At 41.5% G+C, this 20189-nt stretch carries 15 protein-coding genes and 1 pseudogene; 13 read left to right on the top strand and 3 right to left on the bottom strand.

Annotated features, from left to right (window positions below; translation table 11 throughout):
- Nucleotides 1-195 precede the first annotated feature (195 nt).
- From secD to L0B70_RS13405, 9 genes and pseudogenes are all read left to right on the top strand, one after another.
- Nucleotides 196-3117 (top strand): protein translocase subunit SecD, encoded by a 2922-nt coding sequence (gene secD, locus L0B70_RS09755; protein WP_235141611.1) that lies wholly within the window; start codon nucleotides 196-198, stop codon nucleotides 3115-3117.
- Nucleotides 3118-3548: 431 nt separating this feature from the next.
- Nucleotides 3549-4772: a TCR/Tet family MFS transporter gene (locus L0B70_RS09760; protein WP_235141612.1), complete on the top strand. Its 1224-nt coding sequence runs from the start codon at nucleotides 3549-3551 to the stop codon at nucleotides 4770-4772.
- Between the two features lie 72 nt (nucleotides 4773-4844).
- Nucleotides 4845-5168, top strand: a complete 324-nt coding sequence (locus L0B70_RS09765) for a twin-arginine translocase TatA/TatE family subunit (protein WP_235141613.1) — start codon at nucleotides 4845-4847, stop codon at nucleotides 5166-5168.
- A gap of 1 nt (nucleotide 5169) precedes the next feature.
- Complete coding sequence (locus L0B70_RS09770) at nucleotides 5170-5748, top strand: phosphatase PAP2 family protein (RefSeq protein ID WP_235141614.1); 579 nt, start codon at nucleotides 5170-5172, stop codon at nucleotides 5746-5748.
- Nucleotides 5749-5887: 139 nt separating this feature from the next.
- Nucleotides 5888-8719, top strand: coding sequence for a DNA polymerase I (gene polA / locus L0B70_RS09775; protein WP_235141615.1), 2832 nt, complete (start codon nucleotides 5888-5890; stop codon nucleotides 8717-8719).
- A gap of 102 nt (nucleotides 8720-8821) precedes the next feature.
- A complete protein-coding gene (locus L0B70_RS09780; RefSeq protein WP_235141616.1) occupies nucleotides 8822-9088 on the top strand; it encodes a YciI family protein in 267 nt (88 codons plus the stop codon).
- Between the two features lie 3 nt (nucleotides 9089-9091).
- On the top strand, nucleotides 9092-9970 hold the full coding sequence (locus L0B70_RS09785) for a glycosyltransferase family 2 protein (protein ID WP_235141617.1): 879 nt from the start codon (nucleotides 9092-9094) through the stop codon (nucleotides 9968-9970).
- Between the two features lie 137 nt (nucleotides 9971-10107).
- Nucleotides 10108-10692, top strand: a pseudogene (locus L0B70_RS13400) (amidohydrolase); the annotation flags it as partial.
- Nucleotides 10665-11600, top strand: a complete 936-nt coding sequence (locus tag L0B70_RS13405) for an amidohydrolase (protein ID WP_260089090.1) — start codon at nucleotides 10665-10667, stop codon at nucleotides 11598-11600. The pseudogene L0B70_RS13400 and the gene L0B70_RS13405, both read left to right, overlap by 28 nt.
- Nucleotides 11601-11612: 12 nt before the next feature.
- On the opposite strand, the gene L0B70_RS09795 is transcribed toward L0B70_RS13405, so the two are convergent.
- On the bottom strand, nucleotides 11613-12464 hold the full coding sequence (locus L0B70_RS09795) for a glycosyltransferase family 2 protein (protein WP_235141618.1): 852 nt from the start codon (nucleotides 12462-12464) through the stop codon (nucleotides 11613-11615).
- A 49-nt stretch (nucleotides 12465-12513) separates the two neighbouring features.
- On the opposite strand from L0B70_RS09795, the gene L0B70_RS09800 reads away from it, so the two are divergent.
- On the top strand, nucleotides 12514-13434 hold the full coding sequence (locus L0B70_RS09800; protein ID WP_235141619.1) for a class I SAM-dependent methyltransferase: 921 nt from the start codon (nucleotides 12514-12516) through the stop codon (nucleotides 13432-13434).
- 14 nt (nucleotides 13435-13448) lie between these two features.
- Here L0B70_RS09800 and L0B70_RS09805 read toward each other — a convergent pair whose 3' ends face one another.
- On the bottom strand, nucleotides 13449-14927 hold the full coding sequence (locus L0B70_RS09805; protein WP_235141620.1) for a lipopolysaccharide biosynthesis protein: 1479 nt from the start codon (nucleotides 14925-14927) through the stop codon (nucleotides 13449-13451).
- A 222-nt stretch (nucleotides 14928-15149) separates the two neighbouring features.
- On the opposite strand from L0B70_RS09805, the gene L0B70_RS09810 reads away from it, so the two are divergent.
- Nucleotides 15150-16796, top strand: coding sequence for an alpha-amylase family glycosyl hydrolase (locus L0B70_RS09810; RefSeq protein WP_235141621.1), 1647 nt, complete (start codon nucleotides 15150-15152; stop codon nucleotides 16794-16796).
- A gap of 33 nt (nucleotides 16797-16829) precedes the next feature.
- On the opposite strand, the gene L0B70_RS09815 is transcribed toward L0B70_RS09810, so the two are convergent.
- The gene (locus L0B70_RS09815) at nucleotides 16830-17495 is read right to left on the bottom strand and encodes a DUF2461 domain-containing protein (protein WP_235141622.1); all 666 of its coding nucleotides are present in this window, start codon (nucleotides 17493-17495) and stop codon (nucleotides 16830-16832) included.
- A 156-nt stretch (nucleotides 17496-17651) separates the two neighbouring features.
- Between L0B70_RS09815 and L0B70_RS09820 the strand changes: the two genes are divergently transcribed.
- Nucleotides 17652-19367, top strand: coding sequence for a DEAD/DEAH box helicase (locus tag L0B70_RS09820; RefSeq protein WP_235141623.1), 1716 nt, complete (start codon nucleotides 17652-17654; stop codon nucleotides 19365-19367).
- A 161-nt stretch (nucleotides 19368-19528) separates the two neighbouring features.
- Entirely contained in the window at nucleotides 19529-20167 is a 639-nt protein-coding gene (locus L0B70_RS09825) for a DUF47 domain-containing protein (protein ID WP_235141624.1), read from the top strand.
- Nucleotides 20168-20189 lie beyond the last annotated feature (22 nt).

Genomic DNA, 20189 nt, shown 5'->3' on the forward strand with positions numbered 1-20189 from the left:
CTTGTGAAGTTAGGAATATTTTTTTTTAAATAATTAATTTAAATGTATTTACCCAAAATTTTAAGATTAAACGCTGAGAAAAAGATCATTTTATACGATTAAATTTGAATTTAAATTATTTTGTTAAAAATTCTTAATTCTACTGAAAATCATTATATTTGCCGACTATAATTTTAATGTTGTAAACTATTAACAATGCAAGGAAAAGGACTTATTACGCTTGTTGCGGTTATTCTGGGACTTATTTGTCTTAACGAATTATTACCAACCTGGTATGCCGGTAAGATTGAAAAACAAGCCACTACGCTTGCGGCAAACGACCCCGTAAAATACAATAAAGAGTTAGCGCGTCTTTCTAAAGATACCTTAAATCTCGGTTTTACGAAATTGTATTATTCCAGAGCGAAAGAGAGAGAAATGAAGCTGGGTCTGGATTTAAAAGGCGGAGTAAACGTTCTTTTGGAAATCAACCACAGAGATTTAGTTAACGACCTTACTAATTTTTCTACCAATCCAATTCTTTTGGAAACACTGGACAGAACCGATAAAGATCAAAAAAACTCTACAAAAAGTTATATCGAGAATTTCTTTACGGAGTTTGATGCAGTAAATAAGGAGAAGGGAACAAACCTGAAGCTGGCAGATCCGGAAATTTTCGGAAACACCAACCACAGCGAAATTAAATACAACTCTACGGACGAGGAAGTAAAAAACGTCATCCGCAGAAAGATCGACGCTTCCGAAGGCGCAGCTTTCGAGGTAATTCGCACGCGTATCGATAAAATGGGTGTTACCCAACCCAACGTGCAGAAAGTTCCCGGAACGGGGAGAATTTCCGTAGAAATGCCGGGAATGCAGGATATCGACCGCGTGAAAAAAATGCTTCAGACTTCAGCCAAACTTCAGTTCTGGGAAGTTCAGCAGCCACAGGAAATTTTACCATACTTCGAGCAGTTGAATGCTTTAATTGCTACAAAAAGCGATTCTTTAGGCGTTCCAAAAAATACAAACCTGGTAGGTTTAATGCAGCTGAATACATTACGGTCCAACGGTGTAGGAAACATTAAACTTTCCGACACAGCAGTGGTAAACAAGATTTTAAAATCTGACCTTGCCAAAAAACTTCGTCCGACCAACATTAAATATTCCCAATTTGTTTGGGGTTACAAACCTGAGGCGAACGACGAAAATAATTTGGTACTTTACGCCATCAGAGGAAATATCAACCAAAAAGCTCCCGTTGACGGCGCTGTAGAATCTGCAAGAGTAAACTATGACGAAATGGGCAGAGTAGTTGTGGATATGCAAATGGATTCCAAAGGATCGAAAGACTGGAAAACCCTGACGGCCAAAAATGTAAATAAACCTGTAGCAGTAACTTTGGATAACGTGGTTTATACCGCACCCAACGTAGTAAACGAAATCCCGAACGGAAGAACCCAAATCTCCGGAAATTTCTCTCAGCAGGAAGCCCAGGATCTCGTGGATGTTTTAGGCGCCGGTAAACTTCCCGCTAGTGCGAAGATTGTTCAGGCAGATGTTGTAGGACCTTCATTGGGAGCTGAGTCCATTAATGCAGGAATGCTTTCATTCATCATTGCCTTTCTGGTAATTATTGCTTATATCATTTTCTATTACGGCGGGGCTGGTGTTTTTGCAGTAATTGCAATGGTTATCAACTTATTCTACATTTTCGGAATTATGGATTCTGTTGATGCGACGTTAACGCTTCCCGGAATCGCGGGTATCGTACTGTCCATGGCAATGGCAGTAGATACGAACGTTATTATTTACGAAAGAACCAAGGAAGAACTCTTCGCCGGTAAAAATATTCTTGAAGCTTATAAAGATGGTTTCAAACACGCACTTTCCGCGATTATCGACGGTCATGCCACGACAATTTTGACCGCTTTGGTATTGTATATTTTCGGGACCGGACCGATCAAAGGATTTGCGGTAACGCTCATCATCGGTATCTTAATGACGTTCTTTACGTCGGTATTATTATCAAGAGTAATGATCTTCGCACGATTGAATAAAGGAAAAAGCCTTTCAGTCTGGACTCCTTTAACCAAAAATCTTTTCAGAAATGTTTGGATCGATTTTATTGGAAAAAGAAAATATGCGTACATGATCTCTGGATTTCTAACCGTTGCCAGTATTGCTTCCATTGCGATTAATGGCTTTCAGTACGGCATCGATTTCACGGGCGGTCGTAATTACGTGGTGAAATTCGATAAGCCTGTAGACGCGACGGCGGTGGAGCGGGATTTAGCAAAACTCTTCCAGACGGCGGATGGTAAAAACTCCGCGGTAGAAGCAAAAACTTTCGGAAACAACAATCAACTCAAAATCGCAACCGATTATTTAATTGATGACGAATCCTTAAAAGCAGATCAAACCATCGAACAGAAATTATACGATGGTTTAAAAGCCAATTTACCCGCCAATCTTTCCTTAAAAGACTTTAAATCTGCGGATAAATCGCATGCCGGAATCGTTTCTTCCACCAAAGTAGGCCCCACCGTGGCCGATGATATTAAAACCGGTGGAATGTATGCAGTAATTGCAGCTTTAGGGGGCATCTTCCTTTACATTTTAATGCGATTCAGTAGATGGCAGTTCTCCTTAGGAGCTGTAGCAGGTCTTGCACACGATGCGATTATTATTTTGGGAGCCTACTCACTGCTTCATAAATACATGCCGTTCAGTATGGAAATCAACCAGGATTTCATCGCCGCCGTGCTAACCGTGCTGGGATATTCCATCAATGATACCGTAATTGTATTCGACAGAATCCGGGAATATCTGCGAGAGAAAAAATCCGTTACGTTGGCCGGATTGTTTGATGATTCCATTTCCAGCACTTTGGGTAGAACCTTTAATACGTCATTTACCACGATTTTGGTTATTTTGGCCATCTTTATTTTCGGTGGCGATAACCTGCGCGGCTTTATGTTCGCCTTACTTTTGGGTATCGCCTTTGGAACGTATTCCTCCATTTTTATCTCTTCGGCCATCGCTTACGACTTCCTGAAAGGCAAAGGCAAAGAAGAAACGCCTCATGGTAAAACTTCAGTGGATGTAGAAGTTATTGACAAACGAACGAAGAAATAATTTTCTTTACATTAATACAAGATAGTCCTTCGAAAGAGGGACTATTTTTTTTGCGGATATTTTTTATTTTGGGCGAACATTTCCGCCCTCCACTCCCGCTTTTTTCTTCCACTTCGTTCCAAAAAAAGAGCTCCGTTCAGGTCGGGTCGCAGGTTGCGTTTCCCAGGAAACTGGTGTTTATACTTTAAAAAATAGGATGTTTTTAAGAAGCGAAAATCCTTGTGCAAACCTGGCCCTTTTTAATCTTGATCATATAGCCCATTGGCGTCAAAACCGAAAGAAAGGCAAAAACGGCGTGAAAATATGTACGTAATAGATTATTTAGACATCAAATCGACAAAATTAAAATAAGAAAGCTTCGGTCTTTAATTTGCCGACTTTTACCGGAAATATTAAAAAAAAATATCAAAAAAACTATCTTTACACCCGCAATGAAAAAAAATCGAAAATCCGCCGCCATAGGATTCATCTTTGTCACGCTGCTCATCGATATTACGGGGTGGGGAATTGTGATACCCGTAATTCCGAAACTCATTCAGGAGCTCATCGGTACTGCGGATTTGAGTGTTGCTTCGCAGTACGGCGGTTGGCTGAGTTTTGCGTATGCCGGAATGCAGTTTATTTTCGCTTCCGTTTTAGGCGGTTTAAGCGATAAATATGGCCGACGGCCGATTATCCTTTTCTCGCTCCTCGGATTTTCCCTGAACTTCTTTATTCAGGCCATCGCGCCCACAATTTTCTGGCTTTTTGTCGGCCGGATTTTTTCCGGCGTTACAGGCGCCAGTATTACCACCGCAAGCGCTTACATCGCCGATATTTCTACCGATGAAGACCGGGCAAAAAATTTCGGAATGATTGGCGCCGCCTTCGGCGTCGGCTTTATTGTTGGTCCAGTAATCGGCGGTCTGCTCGGGCAGTATGGGGCGCGCGTGCCTTTTTACGCAGCTTCAGGTTTATGTCTCGTTAATTTTCTTTACGGCTGGTTTATTCTGCCCGAAAGTTTGGATAAAGAAAACCGCCGAAGTTTCAACTGGAAGCGCGCAAATCCAGTTGGCTCTCTGTTGCAGCTGAAAAAATATCCTCAGATTTTGGGCTTAATTGCCGCTTTAATTTTCGTTTACATCGCGGGACACGCCGTTCAGACAAACTGGACATTCTTTACGATGTACAAATTCAGCTGGTCCGAAAAACTTGTCGGGATTTCCCTCGGCGTTTCCGGCTTTATGGCCGCTTTGGTTCAGGGGTATTTAATCCGTTTCATCCAACCCAGACTCGGCAACGAAAAAAGCATTTTCTACGGTCTGATCCTCTATGCTGTTGGAATGATTCTGTTCGCTTTTGCGTCCGAAAGCTGGATGATGTTTGCCTTCCTGATTCCCTACGGCTTGGGCGGAATTGCTGGTCCGGCTTTGCAGTCGGTGATTTCTTCGCAGGTTCCGAAAAATGAGCAGGGCGAACTGCAGGGAGCATTGGCAAGTTTGGTGAGCTTGACCGCGATTGTGGGACCGCCTTTAATGACGAATACTTTTTATTATTTTACGCACGATTCTGCGCCTTTCAAGTTTCCGGGTGCGCCATTTTTTCTAGGATTTTTACTGATGGCGGTAAGCGTTGTAATTGTGTTTTTCGTTTTCAATAAAAAGAAACAGCACTAACGAAGTAATTTTATGACGAAATTAACTTTAATAAATAAAAATCAGTATCATAAACTTTTGTAATTTTACCCCATGGAATTAAGTATAGGAGAAATGCTTTTAGTTGCCGTAGCAATCGTGGTATTGTTCGGACCCGATAAATTGCCTCAGATCGCGCGGGATTTAGGTCAGGGTGTTCGAAAGATGCGTGGTGCGATGGAAGATGTGAAATCTGAAATTTTAAAGGAAACCGACAATCCTGTTTCTGAAATTAAAAAAGAAATTGAGCGGGTGAAGCAGGCAGCACAGGATTTTAATCCGATGAGCGATCTGGAGAAGAAAGCCATTGCCGAAAGAGAGATCCCGAAAGTTAATCTCGCAGAAAACGATCAACACGAAGGACCTGTAAGCCGTTAGCATGCACGAAATTATTCAGGAGGACCAGCAGGTTTTTTTATTTCTAAATAATTTAGGGAGTCAGCCTTTCGACCAATTTTGGATCCTCATTTCGGAAACCTGGATCTGGGTTCCCTTATACATCATTTTTCTTTATTTGCTTTACAAAAACTTTAAGCTGAAAAGTTTGGTTTTTATTTTAATATTTATCGCTTTAGGCGTTACCGTTTCGGATCAGCTTGCCGGAATTTTCAAAACCGGAATTGCCCGATTCAGACCTTGTCATGATCCCGCTCTCGATAATCTTATGCGCGAAGTAAAATGTGGCGGCCAGTTCGGATTCTACTCCAGCCATGCGTCCAATACTTTTTTTATCAGTACGTTTATGAGCATGCTTGTTGGCAGGAAGTATCGGTTTTTGCCTTATTTTCTTTTTGTCTGGGCTATTATTGTTTCCTACAGCCGAATTTATCTGGGTGTCCATTTTCCGTTGGACGTTTTGATGGGTGCTGTAATGGGATTCTTGATCGGCGGACTTTTCGCGACGATTTCGTGGCGCGTTATCAAGAAACAAAATCATAATATTTCTTCAGAAGTATAGTTGCTGCATCTTTACTTAGGAAACCGGTCGACGCTCGCTTCGCTCGCGCCTCCCCGCCCTTTCCATCTCTGCGTCACTTTCCGAAAACTTCGCCACACCAATATTCCTGCATCCGTGCAAAAATATTATCTTTGCTTTTATGACACCAGACACCGACAAACGCCTTTTTCTCATCGATGCTTATGCTATGATTTTCCGCGGATATTACGCGCTTATCCGCAGTCCGCGTATTACCAGCACAGGAATCGATACTTCTGCAATTTTTGGATTTACCAACTCCTTAATTGAACTCATACGCAGAGAAAGACCCTCGCATCTGGCCGTTGTTTTTGATGTTGGCCAGGCCAGCGTCCGTACCGACGATTTCGCGGCCTACAAAGCCAACAGAAGCGAAACGCCTGAAGCCATCAAAAATGCGATCCCCTATATTCACCGGATTTTAAAAGCCATGCATGTGCCGATTTTGGGACTGGAAGGTTATGAAGCCGACGATGTTATCGGGACCATTGCCTGCAAAGCCGAAAAGGAAAACTATATTACGTATATGGTGACCCCCGACAAAGATTTTGCGCAGCTCGTAACCGACAAAATAAAAATTTACAAACCGGGCCTCAAAGGTGCCGAATTCGAAATTTTAGGCGTTGAAGAAGTCAAGGCGAAATACGAAATCGAAGATCCCAAGCAGGTTATTGATTTCCTGGCGATGATGGGCGATGCCGTGGATAACATTCCCGGCCTGGAAGGTGTTGGCGAGAAAACCGCAAAGAAGTTTTTAAAAGAATACGGCAGCATCGAAAATCTTTTGGCGAATACTGCAGATCTGAAAGGAAAACTGAAAGAAAAAGTGGAAAATTCTGCGGAGCGTGGAATTCTGTCCAAAAAACTCGCCACCATTATCTGCGATGCTCCCATCGAATTTCATCAGGAACAATACGATCTGGAAGAGCCCGATTTTGCGAAAGTAAAAGAAGTTTTCGACGAAATTGAATTCCGCCGCCTTTACGAAAATCTCTATCGTGCTTTTGCTCCCGCCACTCCGACTTCCGTTACCGTGACCAAAATTACATCAGAGATAAAAATTCAGGCGAACAACGGGAACGAGTCTCTGCAGTTGGATTTATTCGCCAACTTCGAAGACCTGGAGCAAACAACTACAACCAAAGAAACGGTTTCCGACAGCGATCATCTTTACCAGTACATCGATTCGCCAAAAGCGCAGCAAGTTTTGGTGCACAACCTTCTGCAGCAGAAAGCCGTCGCGTTCGACACCGAAATTACCTCTTTGGACGAAATGGAAGCCGATCTGGTGGGCATGAGTTTCTGCTATAAAAAAGGCCTCGCGTATTATATTCCCTTCTCTGCGAACCGCGAAGAAGCTCTTGAAACCCTGGAGGTTTTCCGTCTCTTTTTCGAGAAAAAAGAGATTGTGAAGATCGCGCACAACCTGAAAACCGACTATAAAATTTTAAAGCAATACGGCATCGACGTCGAAGGCGCCATTTTCGACACCATGATCGCGCATTATCTGCTGAACCCCGATGGCCGCCACGTGATGGAATATCTGTCCGAAATGTATCTCGGCTACAAACCCGTGGCGATCGAAACGCTCATCGGTAAAAAAGGAAAAAATCAAACGACTTTTCAGGCGCTGTCCGTGGAAGAACAAACGAAATATGCGGCAGAAGATGCCGATATTACATGGCGCCTGTACGAAGTTTTCGCGCCACAATTAAAAATAGAAAATCTCGAAGACCTTTTTTATACGGTTGAAATGCCTTTAATGAAAGTTTTGGCCAAGATGGAACTCGAAGGAATTTCTCTCGACAAAAAATGGCTGGAGCAGGAAAGTAAAGATCTAGAGAACGATCTGCGCAATCTGGAGAAAACCATTTTCGAAATGTCCGGCGAAGAATTTAATATGAATTCTCCGAAGCAGCTCGGCGAAGTTTTATTTGAAAAAATGCAGCTCGATCCGAAAGCCAAGAAAACAAAATCAGGTCAGTACGCGACTTCCGAAGATATTTTGCAGAAGCTTTCTTCCAAGCACGAAATCATCAAGCATATTTTAGAATACCGAACCTATCAAAAGCTAAAATCCACCTACGTGGATGCTTTGCCTCTGCAGATCGATAAAGACGATCACCGTGTGCACACCAATTTCTCCCAAACCACCGCCGCAACCGGACGTTTGGCAAGTGTGAATCCGAACCTGCAGAACATTCCCATCCGAACCTTGCGCGGACAACAGATTCGTGGCGCTTTTGTGGCAAATCCCGGCAACAAACTGATCGCGGCGGATTATTCTCAGATCGAACTGCGCCTTATCGCCGCCATTTCGGAGGAAGAAAACATGATTAAAGCATTTCAGGATGGTGAAGATATTCACGCTTCCACGGCGTCAAAATTATTTGATGTTCCGCTGGAAGAAGTCACCAAAACCCAGCGCTCGCAGGCGAAAACCGTGAATTTTGGAATTTTGTACGGACAGGGCGCCTTTGGTTTAGCCGAGCAGACCGGACTTTCGCGGACCGAAGCCAAGGAGATGATTGCGAACTATTTCGAAACCTATCCGAAGTTGAAAAAATATATGGCAGAACAGGTGACCAAAGCGCAGGAAATGGGATATGTTGAAACCATTTTAAACCGAAAAAGACATTTAAAGGATATCAATTCCGCCAATTTTGTGGTGAAGGCTCATGCCGAAAGAAACGCTGTGAACGCGCCCATTCAGGGGAGTGCCGCCGATGTAATTAAACTCGCCATGATTAAAATCGATGAGCAGCTCACCGAAAAAAATCTGAAAACGAAAATGCTTCTGCAAGTTCATGATGAGCTTGTTTTTGAAGCGCCCGAAGAAGAACTGGAGACCGTGACCGCCCTCATTAAAAAAGAAATGGAAACCGCTTATGAAACCACGGTTCCTCTTTTAGTCGAGGTTGGAGTAGGAGATAACTGGCTGGAAGCGCATTAATTATAAACATTGATGGCGCAAAAATTTCATTTTACGAACCGTTGACCAGAGTAGCGGCAAATGCGAGAAAATATCTTTAAAAACATTTAAAATCTAAAAATCATGAAAGCAGTAGTATTTTATGAACACGCAGATGCACCGATGGAAAGATTTATGGAAGTTTTTCCGAAACATCAGGTTGTTGAAGATGAATTTATTAAGTCCGGACGAGTGCTCGGAACCGGCGCATTTTCTGTCCCGGGCGAAGGCGCCATGGCGATTTTTGTCGACAAACCGGCTGCCGAAGATTTTGTAAAGCGCGATCCCTTTGTTTTGGAAGGTCTCATCGCGAAAGTAACCATCAGAGAATGGGATGACGAACTCATGTAAACGATGAAGTTTGTCATAATTATTCCCACGCACAACGAAGAAAAGAATATTCTTTTTACTTTGAAATCTTTGCAAAGCCAGATTTTTCAGAATTTTTTCTGTGTGATTGTGAATGACGGTTCTACCGATGAAACCCAAAATGTTGTAGAGAATTTTATCCAAAACGATTCGAAATTTAAACTTCAAAATTTGGAAACATCCGCGCACGAACCTGGCGCGAAGGTCGTGCGGACATTTAATAAAGGTTTGGAATCTGTTGACCTAATGGAATTTGACATCATCTGTAAATTCGATGCCGACATTATATTTCCGCCGGATTATTTACTGAAAATCAACGACGTTTACGAAAATGAACCAAAAGCCGGAATGGTTTCGGGACTTGTAAAAGTGAAGAAATCCATCTTTGAAAAAGCCTTGGCCTTCGATTTCAAAGATGAAAAACAGCAGTGGAAATTCGAAAATCTCTCCTCCAAAAATCATGTGCGCGGACCTATAAAATCTTATCGCAAAGAATGTTTTGAGGCGATGAATGGTTTGCGGCCCGTTTTGGGCTGGGATAATATCGATGTCATGCTCGCGAAAAAAAACGGTTGGGAAACTTTTACCATCAAGGATTTATGGGTGAAACATTTGCGGCCCACCGCTTTTCAGTATAAAAATCAAAAGGCTGAAAAGCTGGGAGAATATTTTTATAATATTGGTTTAAACTTTCCTTTAGCAATAATTTCCTCTGCAAAATCATCGGTGAAAAATAAGTCTTTTTACGAATTTTTCACGACGATGAGATCATTTTTAAAACAAAACGGTGAACGGAAAATATCAAAAGAGGAGATTAAATTTATCCGAAAACTACGATGGAATCAAATGTTCAGTCGAAAATAAAATATTTTATGAAAAAATTAATTATCATTTTGGCGTTTTTAATTGGTGGCTTTTCATCCGCACAAAAATCCGCCGATCTCATCATTACCAACGCAAAAATCTACACTGTCAATCAAAATTTTGATACGGCGGAAGCGATGGCGGTCTCGAACGGAAAAATTTTGGCGGTGGGGAAATCTGCGGATGTTCTTAAAAATTACAAAGCTAAAAATGTTCAGAACCTTCAGGGAAAATCTGTTTTTCCGGGTTTGATCGATGCGCATTGCCATTTCACAGGTTTCGCTACCGACAAATGGAAATGCGAACTCTGGGGCACTAAATCCTGGGAGGAGATCGTTGCCAGAATTTCCGAATACGCGAAAACGGCGCCGAAAGAATGGTTGTATGGCAGAAGTTGGGACCAAAACGATTGGGCGGTGAAAGAATTTCCAAACAAAGAAAAACTCGATGCGCTCTTTCCAAACCGGCCGGTTTATTTAAAAAGAATTGACGGCCATGCCGCAGTGGCGAATCAGAAAGCTTTGGATATCGCCGGGATTACAAAAGACACAAAAATTCTGGGTGGCGAAATAGAAGTGAAAGACGGCAAACTGACCGGAATTTTGGTTGATAATGCCATGACTTTGGTCGAAAAACACATCCCCGAAATCGATGACGCGATGACCATCAACTATTTTGCTGAGCTTCAAAAAGAATGTTTTTCCTACGGTTTAACGTCGCTTCACGATTGCGGAATTACGGAAAGAACCTTAGAACTTTTAGAAAAAGCGCAGGCACAAACTGTCTTGAAAATGAAGATGTTCGTCCTCATGAAGATAATCCGGCGTACTACGATCGTTTTATTAAAAAAGGCAGATATACCGATCAAAATATCACGGTTGGTGGCTTTAAAGTCTATTCCGACGGCGCACTGGGTTCGCGTGGTGCCTGTTTGCTCCACGATTATTCCGACAAAAAAGACTGGAAAGGATTCCTGCTCAGCGACCGCAAACATTTTGAAAATTTGGCCAAAAGAATAAAAAACAGTAATCTACAAATGGCAACGCACGCGATCGGCGACTCTGCGAACCGAACCATTCTGCAGATTTATGGCCAAGTTTTGGGCGCAAAAAACGACAGAAGATGGCGGATCGAGCACGCCCAGATCCTCGATAAAAAAGATTTCGATCTGTTCGGAAAATATTCGGTTATCCCGTCCGTGCAGCCCACTCACGCCACGTCCGACATGTATTGGGCGGAAGACCGGCTCGGAAAAGAGCGTTTACAATATTCTTACGCTTATGAAGATCTGTTGAAGCAAAATGGCTGGCTTCCTTTAGGAACCGATTTTCCGGTGGAGGAAATTAATCCCGTCAAAACTTTTTTCGCGGCGGTTGCCAGAAAAGATGCCAAAAATTTCCCGGCAAATGGTTTTCAGAAGGAAAATGCCTTACCACGTGAACAGGCGATGCGCGGCATGACGATTTGGGCGGCAAAAGCAGCTTTTCAGGAAAATGAAATCGGCAGTCTCGAAACGGGTAAATCTGCAGATTTTATTATTGTGAATCAGGATTTGATGACGGTTCCCGAAGAGCAGATTTTAGAAACAAAAGTTCTGGAAACCTATTCGAACGGGAAGAAAGTTTTTTAACGGACGTTAAAATTACTTCTGTTTATTTTTTTCAAGCTCCAGCAAATTTCTTTTTTCGAAGAGCACCATATATTCTTTCATCAGGGCGAAAACCGCTGTTGTTGAACGGTATTTTTTGAAGAGGTATTTGCTGATGCCGAAAACATTAATTAATCCGGAAGTCATGCTTTCGGATTTTGATTTGTTGGGGTCTAAAAAAATGGTGAGCAACTTAATTTTTGCCAGTTTCAGGGCTTTTTCTGCAGTCATTTTCTGAACGCGGTCGTGCAAAACCTTGGTTTCTTTTACGATAAGAATTTTGAAACCGTGAAACTTTGCGCGTTCACAATAATTCCGGTCTTCGCCGTAATGCGGAAAGAACGAGTTAAAAAGTCCAACTTTTGCGAGGCAGTCTTTTGTTAAAAGCCACGCCGCGGCATTACAAAAAGTGGTTTCGTAGAACTGTGCTTTCTCTTCAGAAAGTTCGAGATATTGGCTGAAATTAGCATCAATTTCTTGTCCTTCCCCGTCGTATTGAATTGGTGCTACTATTCCGGCCTCCGAATGTATTTGCGCAAAATCCACGAGTTTCGTTAAAACATCTTCTTTCAGGTAAATGTCCTGATTGATCAGAAAAAAATAATCGTAACCGCTGTTTCGAAGCTTTTCCAAAATTAAATTGTTGGAATATCCAAAACCTGCATTAAAATCCAGCACTTCCAGATTGACCGGATAATTCTTCAGGATCGAAAGCGTAGCGTCCGTGGAAGCGTTATCGACCACATAAAGGTCGGATGGATACGAAGACTTTAAAACCGACGTTAAACACCGGCCGATCCATTTTTCGCCATTGTAGGTCACGATGATTGTGGCAATTTTTTTCATATCGGGTACAAAAATAGATTAATTTTGGTCCTCAAAAAAAATTTAAAGGATGGTTTGCAGAATCTGTGCGTCAGACGAAATTAATAACACATTTTTTGTGACCGATAAGATGTTTGCGGGCACGGAAAAGTTCCAGTATTTCGAATGCGGAAAATGCGGGACACTGCAAATTGCAGATATTCCAGATGATATCTCTGCCTTTTATCCGAAAAATTATTACAGTTTAAAATCGGATCAAAAAAAAATAGCCGAGCAACTCATTCAAAAAGGTCGGGATTATATTTTCTATTATCATTTCCCCAAATTTCTGATGCAAAAACTTTCCGTTAAAATTCCAAATTTGGCGTTGGAAGCCTTTTTAAAGATACGTCCACTGAAATCTGCGAAGGTTTTGGACGTGGGTTGTGGCGAAGGAAAATTTTTAAAAAGCATTTTCGGTCTGGGATTTAAAGAAGTAACCGGCATTGAACCCTTTGCGCTGGAAACCCAGGAAAAGCCTTTTCCAATCTTCAGAAAAAAATTGTCGGAAATCGAGGGAAAATTTGATGTGATTACTTTCAATCACGTTTTCGAACATGTGGAAGATCCGCACGAAACATTGCAGCAGTGTTATGCCCGATTAAATAACAGCGGTAAAATCATCATCAGAGTTCCGGTGAAAGATTCTGCAGCCTACGACGCGTATGGCGAAAATTGGGTTCAATGGGATGCGCCGCGCCATTTTCACCTTTTAACAAAAAAAGCTTTTCAAATTTTGGCGAAAGAAAACGGTTTTGAAATTGAATCCTATTATAACGACAGCAATAAATTCCAGTTTACAGGCAGCGAAAAGTATAAAAGAGGACTGCGTTATGAAACGTCCAATTCAATTTTCTCCACGGAAGAAATCCGTGATTTTAATAGGAAAGCCCAAAATCTCAACAAAAAAGGGAAGGGTGATCAGGTGGTGGTGATCCTGAAAAAACTTTAAATTCGGTACTGTTTCTAAAACTTAAAAAGACTTCGAAAGAAATTCCTGTTCAGGTACTTACCGACCGGAAAAATTTTCATGAAATAATTAGTCCCGAAAATAACAAGCATCACAAAAGCCGGCTTGTAAACCAAATTTAGAAAATTGCTCTGCGTTTCCGGCAGCATAATGGCTAAAGTGATGGCCAGGGTGCAGATGATAAAAACGTACATCATCTCAATCGTTAAAGGAAAAACTTTAAATTTTACATAATTAAAATAAATTTTGATCATGTTGAATAAAGTGAGAGAAATCGCTGTGGCCATGGCAATTCCAATAATGCCGAGATCGGTTTTTGTCAAGAAAAGATAATTTAAAACAATAGTAGTGATGGCCAGAAAGAGCATAATTACGATATTGAAACGGTAATATTTGGAGAGGGAAATAATGTGACCGTTGAATCCTGTGGCCAAATCGAAAAGCATGGCAAATCCCAAAATCCAAATGACCGGCTCTGCCTGTCGCAACTGATCGCCATTTTTAATAAAGTTGGTGAGGTACGGAAATCCGACCAAGATACACGCAAACAGCACCGCTCCGAGAAAAAATAAAGTCAGGGAGGTTTTTTTGTGAAAACGGTCCAGTTCTTCAAACTCGCCTTCCAAAATTGTTTTGTTGATGATGGGCGCAGAAATATTATGCAGGCCCATTTGCGGGATCAGAATAAAGGAAAGTATCGATAAAATAATGCTGTAAACACCATTCTCCTCAAAATTCAAAAATTCGCCGATCATAAAGTTATCGACGCGAAAAGCAATATAGTTTCCAATGTTTCCGAGAAAGCCGTAGAAACTGTAGTTTAGAATATCTTTCCAGAGGTGATCTTTTTTAATATAATCCGTGCTGAAATCCGGCTTTATTTTTTCCAGAGAATTCGCGTAAAAAACATATCCGAGGAAAGAGAGAACAAAAACCCCAAGGAAAAATCCGTAGGATCCTTTTTCGGTAACGCCTAAAAAGAAGAACAGACAAAAGGCGCCGATGTTTGCTATTTTTGGAAAGAGATTTTCGAAAATGTTTGGGACAACAATTCTTTTAAAATTCGAAATGTATTTGTTGAAAATCGCTGAAAGCGCCATCACCAAAATAAGCGGCAGAATAAGGCGTTTCATTTTCCACAGTTCCGAGGTTTGAAATTGGGGAAACAGGAGAAAAAAGAGGAAAAATAAAAGACCGAAAACCGCAAAGTTGATCAAAATTCCGACGAGGGAAAGCGACAGTAAATTTTGGTTTTTCCCTTCTTTTTGGGTTTGATGAAAAAACTTGATGTTCGAAAAGGAGAGTCCGAAAACTACGATGGGCAGAAGCATTTCCGCTGTCGGCATCACGTAGCGCAGCTTGCCGTAAAACTCCATATCGTAAGGGAAAATAAAAATCGCCGAAACCGTTCCGAGTAAAAAGCCGAAATAACCAATCAACGAATATTTAAAACCCTGCCGTGCAATAACGCTCATCTGCAGATTTTTAAGAAGCTAAGGATTGCGCTGTGAGTGAAGTTTTGCATCAATCTATTTTAAAGGATTACCGGTTTATATAATTTAAGGATGAAGATTTCCCCAAATTTTAAGAAAACAAAGATAGAAAAATATGTTAAATTAATGTTAAAACAATACTTCAGATTAAAACGTTCTCCCTATCAGTACGTAAAAAGTTACCTTTAACATTCAAAATTTACTATGAAAAAAATCCTCTTTTTCCTCGGAGTTTCTTTACTGACGTGTTGTACAACCTTGAAAAATTCCAAAACGCAGGCTTTTAACTGGGAAGGTGCAAACGTCTATTTTTTGCTGACGGACCGATTTAACAATGGCGATAAGTCCAACGACGTTAATTTTGGACGAACCGAGAAAGCCGCAGTTTTGCGCGGTTTCGAAGGTGGCGATTTGCGCGGTATTATTCAGAAAATTGATGATAATTATTTTTCTGACCTTGGGATTAACGCCATCTGGATGACGCCGATTGTGGAACAGATTCACGGCGCCACGGACGAAGGAACAGGAAAAACGTACGGCTTTCACGGTTATTGGGCAAAAGACTGGACGGCCCTCGATCCGAACTTCGGTACAAAAGCAGATTTGAAAGAACTCGTCGATAAAGCTCATGCGAAAGGAATTCGCATCGTTTTAGATGCCGTTATCAATCACACCGGACCCGTGACAAGTGCTGATCCGGTTTATCCCAACACGTGGGTGCGAACGTCGCCGCAGTGCCAATACAGAAACTACGAAAATACGACGGCGTGTACGTTGGTCGCCAATCTTCCGGACGTTTTAACGGAATCTGACGTGCCGGCGGAACTCCCGCAAATGTTGGTCGACAAATGGAAAAAGGAGGGAAGGCTGGAGGCTGAAATGACCTCGCTGAACGAATTTTTTGCGCGAACCGGTTATCCGAAAGCCCCAAAATATTACATTATGAAATGGCTCGCCGATTACGTTCAGGAGTTTGGGATTGATGGCTATCGCGTCGATACCGTGAAGCACACGAATGAAGACGTCTGGAAAGATTTTCAGCAGGTTTGTCAGCAATCGTTTGAAATTTATAAACGAAACAATGCCGATAAAGTACTGGACAATAATTTGTTTTTCCTTGTAGGTGAAGTTTATGGATACGGAATTTCTCAAAAACAGGTCTACGATTTCGGCGATAAAAAGGTGAATTATTACCAGAACGGTTTTAAATCTTTAATTAATTTTGATTTTAAAGGTGATGCGAACAAACCGTATGAAGAATTATTTTCGAATTATTCAAAACTGCTGCATTCAGATTTAAATGGCAAAACAGTGATGAATTATCTGACGTCGCACGACGACGGTTCACCTTTCGATAAAGACCGAAAAAGAACCTACGAAGCGGCCACGAAATTGCTGCTTGCGCCCGGAATTTCCCAGGTTTATTACGGCGACGAAACTGCAAGATCATTACAGATTCCCGGCACCAATGGCGACGCGACCTTACGTTCCAACATGAACTGGAGCGATTTACAGGATAATGCAGGTACGAAAAAACTGTTGGAGCATTATCAAAAGCTCGGGAAATTTCGCGCAGACCATCCCGCCGTGGGCGCAGGTGTTCATCAGTATTTAGGAAGCGTTCCTGATTATTGGTTTTCCAGGATTTATGTCCGAGATGGCTTTTCCGATAAAGTTGTTATTGGATTAGATTTGCCGGCGGGAGAAAAAATTACAGATATTCTTAAGGTGTTCGCGGCAGGGACCAAATTACGGGACGCTTATTCAGGAAAGACGACCATTGTTACGAAAGATCTTTTGGCGATTGTTAATACGCCTTATTCCATCGTACTATTTGAAGAAATTCGGTAGGTAATTTATTTTGACAATGAAATCGTGACTACTTTAAATAAATGGTTGTTCCAGAAAATCGTTCAGCGGCTTCATGCTTTTGTAAATTTCCCCAAAGTTTTCGGCAGCATTTTTCGCCATCAAAGCCGCATCTGAGACGGGATGAACGACGATAAAATTTTTAAGTTTAAGGAATTCGGCCATCGGATCTTCTTTCTCAAAATCATTCGGCACGCGTTTCAGTTTGCTTTCCACACTCAGCCCGCGGAAATTGTTTCGGAACTCTTTCTGTTCTAAAATTTTTCGGAATTCTTCATTGTTCGTGGAAATTTCTCGTCTTATTTCCTTTAAAACCGGAGGCTCGGGGTGATAGACACCGCCAGCCAAAAACGATTTTCCGGGTTCGATGTGCAGATAATACCCGGAAATTTTGTTTCCTTTTCCCATGCCCAAACTTGCGCCGAAATTGGTTTTATAGGGAATTTTATCTTTGGCGAAGCGCGTGTCGCTGTAAATACGGAAGAGTGCTTTTTTTGGATCGATCTTTAAAATTTCTTCGTCAAATCCGGCAATATCCTCAATTAGTTTTTCCAAAAACGCAAGAACATCTTGCTGCGCTTCGATGTAAATATTTTTATTTTCGTTGAACCACTCGCGGTTGTTATTTTTTGCGACATTTTTCAAAAACTGCAAAGTAGAGGAGTCGATTGCGCCTTTCATATTGATAATTTATAGACAAATTTAAAGAAAAATTAAAACTAATTTCCGGAGCACGGTGGGGAAAATTCAGCTTTAACAAAAATTTACTAAAATGCCAGTTTTATTATCGAAAATAAAAAACGTATCTTTGCACCCAATTTATAGACGATCTTTTACATGAATTTATTTACGGAGACCAATTTAAGTCCTGCAATCTTGAAGGCAATTGGCGAAATGGGCTTTGAAAGCCCCACAGAAATCCAAAAACAGACTATTCCTTTTATCTCTACAGATATACGCGATCTCATCGCACTTGCGCAGACAGGAACAGGCAAAACAGCAGCGTTTTCGCTTCCGATTTTGGATATGATTGACGACGGGAGTCGCAAAATCCAATTTTTGGTGCTTTGTCCAACCAGAGAACTTTGTTTGCAGATTACCAAAGACATTAAAAATTATTCGAAATACATGCCCAACGTTAAAACTACAGCAGTTTACGGAGGAAGCAGTATTACCGACCAAATCCGCTCTCTACGAGACAAACCACAAATTGTGGTGGGAACTCCGGGACGCGTGATCGACCTTATTAACAGAAAAGCTTTAGATTTTTCTGAAATTCAGTGGCTCGTTTTAGACGAAGCTGATGAAATGTTATCGATGGGTTTTAAAGATGATTTGGAAACAATTCTTCGCGAAACACCGGATACGAAACACAACTATTTATTCTCGGCAACGATGAATAAAGAAGTGGAGCGGATCTCCAAAAATTATTTAACGAGTCCGCACCGTATTGTTGTAGGTTCATTAAATGAAGTAAAGAAAAACATCAAACACGAATTTTACGTGGTGGGTTACCGTTTCAAAAAAGAAGCGTTGAAAAGACTTATCGATGCAAATCCGAACCAGTATTCCATTCTTTTCTGCAGAACCCGTATGGAGACGCAGGAAGTTGCAGATTTCCTCATGCAGAACGGTTACGCCGCGGATGCACTTCACGGAGATCTTTCCCAGGCACAGCGTGATACGGTGATGAAGAAATTCCGACTGAAAAATATCGATATCCTTGTAGCAACAGATGTTGCGGCGAGAGGTCTGGATGTTGATTCGTTAACGCACGTTATCCATTATTCTTTGCCCGACGATCCTGAAGTTTTCGTTCACCGAAGCGGAAGAACAGGTCGTGCCGGAAAAGACGGAATTTCGATGTCTTTAATCAAGCCGGAAGAATCCAGAAAATTAAAGCAGATTAAACAGTCGACGAAAATCGATATTGTTGAGAAAAAAATTCCAACAGGAAAAGACATTATTACCGCGCAGGTTGGTGGTGTTTTCGAAAAACTGTTGACGGAACATGAAAATTTATTTGAGTTTGATGCTTCCTTAATCCCGGATCTTTCCGCTTTTTCGAAAGAAGAATTGGTTCACCAGATGTTGCAGCTGCAACTGCGGGATATGGCGCTTTATTATTTGGATAAAAATGATTTGGCCGACCAGAAATTTAACGCTGATGATAGAGGCGACGGCAGACGGGACCGAGACGGCAGAGGAAGAGACCGCGACAGAGGTGGCGACCGACGAGACGGCGGCTTTAGAAACTCCAGAGACGGTGGAAACAGAGAGTTCCGCGAAAGAAAGCCACGTAAAAACAATGGCGATATGGTAAGGTTTTTCTTTAATTTAGGAAAACGCGATAACCTGAAGAAAATGGATATGCTTGAGATCATCAACAAATCCACAGAAAAATCCCGAAAAAGACCGGATATCGGTGAAATCGAGATTTTAGAAAAATTCTCCTTTTTTGAAATTGAAAAATCTTTCAAAGATGAATTGCTGAGAGGGTTACAAACCCAGAAGTTTAAAGGCAAAGACATGAGAGCGGAAGAATCCAAATAATTCTGTACGCTTTTCGATAGAGAAACCGTTCCGCTATTTTTAGCGGAACGGTTTTTTTTTGGTGGAGAAGTATTTCGCAATGTGAATAAAACTTAATATTAAAACGAGAAAGCTACGAGTCTTTTTCGGAAATTTGCACCACTAATTAAAACGAATAAATAATGGGAATCGGAAATATTTTTAAAATGTTCCAGCCGAAAGACAAAGTATTTTTTGTCCTTTTTGAGAAAGTTGCGGAAGAGTTGGTTGCGATGTCGAAAGAGCTTCACGAAAGCCTGCTGGATTTTGATATTAACGACGAATCGATGTTGCAGAGCATGAGTGATTTCGAACACCGCCTGGATGACCACACGCACGAAATTTTTATTCAGTTGGGAGAGAACTTCATCACGCCGTTCGATCGCGAAGACATCAGCCATTTGGCGAGCGGTCTGGATGATATTGCAGATTTCATGTATGCTTCTGCGAAATACATCTACCTCTACAAAGCCCCTCTGGATCCGGCTTACACCGAATTTACACTGTTGATCTACAAATCCTGTATCGAAATTCAGCTGGCCTTAAGTAATCTGAACGATTTTAAAGATCCAAAAGCCGTGAAAGAATCCTGTATTAAAATCAATTCTTTTGAAAACATTGCCGATGATGTTTTGAGCCAGGCCATCGTGAAACTTTTTGAAAGCGACGACGCGATCAGCATCATCAAAGTAAAATCTGTTTTAGAATATCTGGAAACCGTGACGGACAAGGCAGAAGATGTTGCCAACACGATCGACAGTATTTTGATCAAGTACGCTTAATCTATTCCCTAATTTAGTATAC

Origin of the sequence: Kaistella sp. 97-N-M2, from assembly GCF_021513235.1 — a bacterium.
Classification (GTDB): Bacteria; Bacteroidota; Bacteroidia; order Flavobacteriales; family Weeksellaceae; genus Kaistella.